Origin of the sequence: Microcoleus sp. K4-B3 (assembly GCF_036704615.1) — a bacterium.
Taxonomy (GTDB): Bacteria; Cyanobacteriota; Cyanobacteriia; order Cyanobacteriales; family Microcoleaceae; genus Microcoleus.
On sequence record NZ_JAUBSF010000159.1, the window covers coordinates 1 to 6443 of the forward strand.

Sequence of the window (6443 nt, forward strand, 5' to 3'; positions counted from 1 at the left end):
TTAGTAGGCATTGACTTTTTATAAATATCATTATATTGTACTATACAATATGCGTTTTAGATGCTGAACAGCTTAGCTAAAGCGATTAAAATCATGGTTGGCACTCAATTTATCAGGTGGTGTTTGAGAACCCTCTTTCGTTATATCCTCGAGTTTTTCAGTCTTGAAACATTGCCTCTCTGCCATAACGTTGACCGTAAATTTTGATAGCACTTTTCACATCTGGGAGATTACTTAGCAGATACCAAGGTTTATCTTCTTGTTTACCTTTATATTTCCTTGGACTAGAAGCAACTAAGTTAAAGCGAGAGAAACCTTTGTTTTGAGTTAAATTAATCTGGGGAGAGAAGAGATGAATTCCTGGTTGAACTGGAATGCTGTTTAGTGCTGGGAATGGCTGTTTTTTTTCAAGGGAAAGTCGTATTACCTTTTTGACGGAGTACAAAGCTGAGATGCTGACGGTGTAACCCGAAGTGCTAACTCCATACTATGAAACTCCCGAGCGCCAATTCTCACTAATTTATATTTTTTTAATAGTCGAATAACCGGGCGTAATACTTGTTGTTGTTCAGCTAAGTTAGAAGCCCCTTTTTTATCTAAAAATGTCCCAAATAGGGGTCAAGTTCTTTTTTGATAAATGGCGCCGATCATTAAGACATTATATTCTTTCCATTGAGTTCTATTCCAGGCTACAGTTAATTGAGTTCCGGCTGATATTTGACGAGATATCATCACCTCTCTAACGATCGGAAACCTGCGTCACAAGTATGCGATCGTGCTTTAATAGATAAAAAACGTTGTATGTGACGGCGGCGACTATTTTGTAAGATGGTTAGTGGCTCTGTTGCAGCTAATCATTCTCTTCTAACTTGTTTCTGTGATTGTAACAACTTGTGCGAGCATCTGAAGCGTAAATAACTGTTGTGGGTTGAGATATTTTTCGAGGATGTTGTGATAGAATGAGGGTAACATATTATAATTTGGGGTCTGGTGGTATTAACGAGACCTTTGCTTTTTATCACAACTAAGCGCTTTTTCCTATCTTGAGATTTTTTTGTCTATCGGCCCAAATTTATGAAGTGGGTCCCAAGCGCTAAAACATTAGCCTGTAATGGTTTGGGGGCGATGGTCGCCCCCTAAACGAAGAGTGAATAAGTAGATGAGTGAGAAAATACATAAGTGTATGTCATTGCGAGTGAAACGCAGTGAAATGAAGCCATCGCAACGGTTCTGATAGATTTACATTTTGTTACAGAGTAAGGTTTATTTGCGCCTACTTACTGAGGCGCAAATAAACCCGTTCATGTAACAGAATGTAAAGCCAGCGTAAGCTCGCTCGATTGCTTCGCTTCGCTTCGTTTCGTTTCGCCTCGCTTTTGACTACTTATGTATTTTCATACTCATCTACTTAAACTAAAACAATAAACTTCTGCCTTCTTCACTCCATTTGTCTCGCCACCAATTGTGCAAACAAACCCTCTTGCTGCACCAACTCCTCAAACGTCCCCACCTGCACCACCCGCCCCGCTTCAACAACATAAATCCGATCCGCATGGCGAATTGTACTCAATCGGTGGGCAATTACAATCCTCGTCGCCTTCAACTTATCCAAACTTTCAACAACAATCCCTTGCGTGCGGTTATCCAACGAACTTGTCGCCTCATCCATCACAATAATTTTCGGCTGATTCACCAGCGCCCTTGCAATCAACAACCGCTGCTTTTGCCCTCCCGAAAGATTGGTTCCCCCCTCACTAATAACCGTGTGCATCTTCATCGGCATTTGCTCAATATCCTCAGCAAAACCCGCCATCCGCGCCGCTTCCCAAGCTTTTTCGTGCGACACCAACGCCCCAGCCGTGATATTATCGAAAATCGAACCACTACCAATGCGACCGTTTTGCAGCACCACCCCCAACTGCCTTCGGACCGCCACCAAATCTAACTCCGCCAAATCTTTGCCATCGTAACAAACCCTTCCCGAATTCGGCGTTTCAAATCCCAACAACAACCGGACAATCGTTGACTTCCCACTTCCCGACGGCCCGACGATCGCCACAAATTCACCCGGTTGGGCACGCAGAGTGATATCATCAAGTACAGGCAATCCCTCATCCCGATAGCGAAAAGTCACCCCCTCCAAAACCACCCCACTCTGCAACTGACCCGGATTTACTCTATGAAGTTCGTACTCCGGTTTCGTTTGCAAAATCGGTTTCGCTCTTTCCCACAGCGGCACAATTCCCAAAATATCAGTCACGGTACTGCTAATACTACTTACAGCGCCGCTAAAAATCCCCAACGCCGAATTAAAAGCCAAAAACGTACCCGTCGTCAACCCGCTACCGTCATTAGCTTGCGCCATCTGAATCGACAGTACGCCAAACCAATACAAAACTGCCGAACTCACCAAGGACAGCGACTCGTTAAACACGCCCATTCTATCTTGAAGGCGTTGCAAACCAGCTTCTAACTTCATGCGATCGCCGTACTTTTCGGCCCAAGCTGCAAACGCCCTGTCTTCCGCCTGCGCCACCCGCAGCTTAGCCACCCCATTAATGAGTTGTACCACCAACCCGCTAATCTCGCCATCCAATTCTTGCAACCGTCGCAAATTGCGGATTACCAAAAAATCAACCACAGACGTGACTGCCGTTGTCAGCAAAGCTATCCCCACCCCCACAAAAGCGAGTTGCCAACTGTAAACAAACATCAGCACCAAATTCAGCAAACCGAACACTCCACTCATCAAAGTGCGTAGCGTTCCCCCCGACAGTATCTTACGAATTCGGTTCACCGACAAGGTGCGGTTGAGCAAGTCGCCGGAAGCATATTCCCGAAAAAAAGCCGGACTCAATCCCAGGAGTTTATTCCATATCGCCATTTGCAACGAACTATCAACGCTGTTCTCCACTCGCAGCGCCATAATCCCTTGAGACATCCCAAACGCTGACCTTCCCAAACCCAGCGCCAACAATGCCAGCGCTAATTGCCATAATAAATTGCGATCGCCATCTGGAATCGCACTATCTACCAAAATTCCCGTCGCCTGTGGCACCACCATCCCCAGCAGGGTACCAATAATTCCCACCACCATAATGCTGGCGATGTCTTTTTCATAACCCTTGAAGCCAAACTGTAACAAGGGCAAAACATTATTAATAACACTAGGTAACGGTCGGTAAAACTGGTAAGCTTGCGGTGCCAAAGTCGCGGCCACCGTCTCATTCACCTTCGTCCGAGTTTGAGTTACTCCATCGAACATAACGTAACCGTTACCAACAACTAACAAAGCCACCGGATGCCCTGCAATTGTGTAAGCTAAAGCAGGGCCGTATTCTTTTCGCCACCAGCCATCCTCCAACACCACCATCCGAATCCGAAATTGGGAGGAACGCGCTATAGCCTCCACCGAATCTTTTACTGATTTGAGTTCCTCCAACTGCGTCGGAGGACTAATCGTTATTCCCATCGCTTTTCCCACTGCACCCGCCGCAATTAACACAGGAATTCCTTGCTGGAAGGATACCGTTTCTTGCTGCGGTTTTACCACACCGGCTAACTTAGAAAGGGCAGAATTGACTACCATTAGATTTAGTTCTTCTCTTTCTTGAAGTTGGCGAAAAGCCGCCTCTGTTTTCTGCAACTCCTGCCCATTCAAATAATTGAATAAATCGGTATGTAAATCGGCTAAAATGTTTGGCAATGAAGCAGCACTCCCGGAATTTATCAAGGATAATTCCTGCGAAGCGAACGCCGCTGTGTATTCCTGGCTGAATGTCTTCTTTAAACCGTTTACCCAACCATTCACTAACCCAATTGCCCTTTCCTCACCAACTGTTACCTGCGCTACCAAATCTGCTGTGTTAATTTGGTATAGTTCTGTGGGTTCGATCGCCACCGCCAAAAGCCCCCATTCTTCCCCTAGCGCTGCACCAAATAAAGCTTCGCCCGCACCCACATCGAACAAATATTGGCGATCGCCACTAACCAAACTATCCTTGACTTTAGTGGCAAACAATGCTATGGTACCAGTTTTGATAATCCAGATATTTTGTCGATCGTCCAGCAACAGCGGTTCATTTCCTTTGAGGCAGTAAAGGATATCCATTGGAGAAAAATTTACATTTTTACATTATATAGCGATCGTAGTAGTATCAAAAAAGATAAGTCGGCAGTAATAGAGTTTAAAAAAAGGCGTTGCATAATGGTGCTATGAATAGAGGTTAAACCTGATGCAATATCCTGAATTCGGTTCCAAACACATCCGTAATAACGGTAAGGTGCGAGGTAAACACTCATCACATTTGTGTAGATTGTGCTCGTCAGTTTATGGATGTTGAAACCGCCCCCCAAAAATATTGCGATGATCTCAAAGCTTGGTCGTCTGAAAATGTATGTTAAAGACATGGGTTAAAGACAGGGCTATTTCATTCTGATCGAAAGGCTGATATGATATTGGGTTGATTCTCACCCGAAAGGCCCGTCTACGATGTCTCAACTTGCTCAAAAGTCGAAGCTTTTACAGCCCTGCCTGATACGCGGCGTACCGCAGGACAACGCCATACGCAAGCTCTATGTTTAGCTTTGTTTACTCTGTCGGTGACGGCTGGAAATCGTGGATTTCTGGCGATGGGAGACTGGCTTTGGGCCTACCATGATGAATTGGTAGCCATGGAGAGCGCCACCCAAAGGGCGCTTACCGTCTGACAGCACAATTCGGCGGACACGGCGTTGCGACTCGATTACCGGGATTACTCGGCTTGTTTATCTCGATTCTTCGGCATTCAACCTTTACCTGGAGAAACCATTGCCACCGACGGCAAGGTGCTGCGAGGCCAGAAATGAAGCCATCAGCGATGACCCCACACTAGACTCACATCCGGCGATGATGCTGGTCACGGCTTATACAGCACTTCCGGATGTTATGAGGTACAGTAGCAGCAATTAGTAAACCAGTTTTTGAGATGTTTCGGATTAATTAAGTCAAGAGCCACAGCAATTATCGTATCAACCATTTTAGTGGTGGTTGGCGAAAACTGTCGCAATAAAGATTTAAGTTGCGACCACCATAATTCAATCGGATTAAAATCAGGAGAGTATGGGGACAAACATAAAATAGAAGCACCCACCGCTTCAATCATATGCTTAATTGAATCTACTTTATGCGCTGGTAAGTTATCAATTCACGTCTACTGCTCCTGACCACAATTGTGGCACTAAACATTTCTCGATAAACACCTCAAATGCTTGGCTATCCATTGAGTTGTCCATGGTCATTAATGCCACTACTTTCGTGAGACTAATTGCACCAATTACTGTGACTTTATTGCCTCGATAAAAATGTTTGACCGCATAGGCTCTCGTCCCTCGTTGGAAGCATGAGTTCTGGTTAAACAAGCGTAATACTCCAGTTTCATCTAAAAAGACTAGATTTTTTGGGTCGATATGCTTGACTTTTTCCCAATACTCTAACCTGAATTTCATGACTCTTTCAGTGCCTGCTTGGCTACGACTAACTGTTTTTTTTTACGATTTAATCCCAACTTTTGTAAGGCGTTACACATGGCTGTTCTACCCACCCAATTTCCCGTCTTCTGGGCAAATAACTCACACAATTCTAGTAAGGTTGCATCGGGATGTGCTGCCACTATTTCTCTCAAAGAAGCTGTGGAATTATTCAAATGACTGTATCTCGGTTTTCCCCGGGGCTTCGGCTGTAAATTTCCCTCGGTTTTTTGTTGCTTGACCAGTTTTTGAACTAAGCTTTTACTGACGGAAAATATGGCTGCTGTTTTTCTGATCGACAGCTTCTGTTCGCTTATGGCTGCTACTATTTTTGTTCGCAAATCTACTGAATATGCTTTCATTGATGTATTTGTTTATCTATTCTTATTGTACCTCATAACACCCGGAAGTGCTGTATTGTCGAGCGGGGCTTGATTCTAGAACCCGAAGAAGTCGAGTCGAAAACGAATGAAATCACTGCTTTGCTTGCCTTCATCAAACAGATGGCATTACAAGGAGTGGTGTTCGCGAGTGATGCCATCAGCACCCAAAAAAACAGCGACTACAATCCAGGGCTATTTCATTCTGAATAGGGTTTTGAGGAATTCAAGGCCAAATCCCGCCTGACGTTGAGCTTGAGCCATATTAGTTTCCCCCTGCTCGCGATAGAGATTGAGGGCCAAATTACGGGCGAGGGCAAACAGGTTAGGCAGTGGCTGGACGCGAATCCGGGAAGCATCCTCGCCTTGTGTGACATCCCGCACATAATGAACCTTATTTTCAACGTGCCAGTAATTGCGAATGCGTTGAGCAAATTGTTCGACGGTTTCGTTCAAGGAACTGATGTAATAGCGGGTCTGGGTAGGGTCGAGAGAGGATATTACTATCCTCTCCCTCCCATTCGGAACCGTGCTTGCAACTTTCACTGCACACGG

General features: G+C 45.1%; 6 protein-coding genes. All 6 read right to left on the bottom strand.

All coding sequences use genetic code 11. From position 1 onward, the window contains the following. Positions 1-157: 157 nt before the first annotated feature. Positions 158-445 carry a hypothetical protein gene (locus QUA78_RS31280; RefSeq protein WP_333306564.1) on the bottom strand — a complete coding sequence of 96 codons (288 nt, stop codon included), beginning with the start codon at positions 443-445 and terminating at the stop codon, positions 158-160. A gap of 993 nt (positions 446-1438) precedes the next feature. Beyond that, positions 1439-4111 (bottom strand): NHLP bacteriocin export ABC transporter permease/ATPase subunit, encoded by a 2673-nt coding sequence (locus QUA78_RS31285; RefSeq protein WP_333306563.1) that lies wholly within the window; start codon positions 4109-4111, stop codon positions 1439-1441. Between the two features lie 814 nt (positions 4112-4925). Next, a complete protein-coding gene (locus tag QUA78_RS33020; protein ID WP_445302416.1) occupies positions 4926-5186 on the bottom strand; it encodes a transposase in 261 nt (86 codons plus the stop codon). Beyond that, positions 5182-5487 carry a transposase gene (locus QUA78_RS31290; protein ID WP_333306561.1) on the bottom strand — a complete coding sequence of 102 codons (306 nt, stop codon included), beginning with the start codon at positions 5485-5487 and terminating at the stop codon, positions 5182-5184. The genes QUA78_RS33020 and QUA78_RS31290 overlap by 5 nt, the downstream gene beginning before the upstream one ends. Beyond that, complete coding sequence (locus tag QUA78_RS31295) at positions 5484-5870, bottom strand: IS630 transposase-related protein (RefSeq protein ID WP_333306559.1); 387 nt, start codon at positions 5868-5870, stop codon at positions 5484-5486. Before QUA78_RS31295 ends, QUA78_RS31290 begins: the two co-directional genes overlap by 4 nt. A gap of 213 nt (positions 5871-6083) precedes the next feature. Further along, on the bottom strand, positions 6084-6443 hold a 360-nt coding region (locus QUA78_RS31300; protein WP_445302415.1), incomplete at its 5' end, for a transposase.

What these genes read in the sequence shown, in the direction of transcription:
- QUA78_RS31285 (WP_333306563.1), bottom strand. Translation starts at nt 4,111, where the DNA reads ATGGATATCCTTTACTGCCTCAAAGGAAATGAACCGCTGTTGCTGGAC.
- QUA78_RS31290 (WP_333306561.1), bottom strand. Translation starts at nt 5,487, where the DNA reads ATGAAATTCAGGTTAGAGTATTGGGAAAAAGTCAAGCATATCGACCCA.
- QUA78_RS31295 (WP_333306559.1), bottom strand. Translation starts at nt 5,870, where the DNA reads ATGAAAGCATATTCAGTAGATTTGCGAACAAAAATAGTAGCAGCCATA.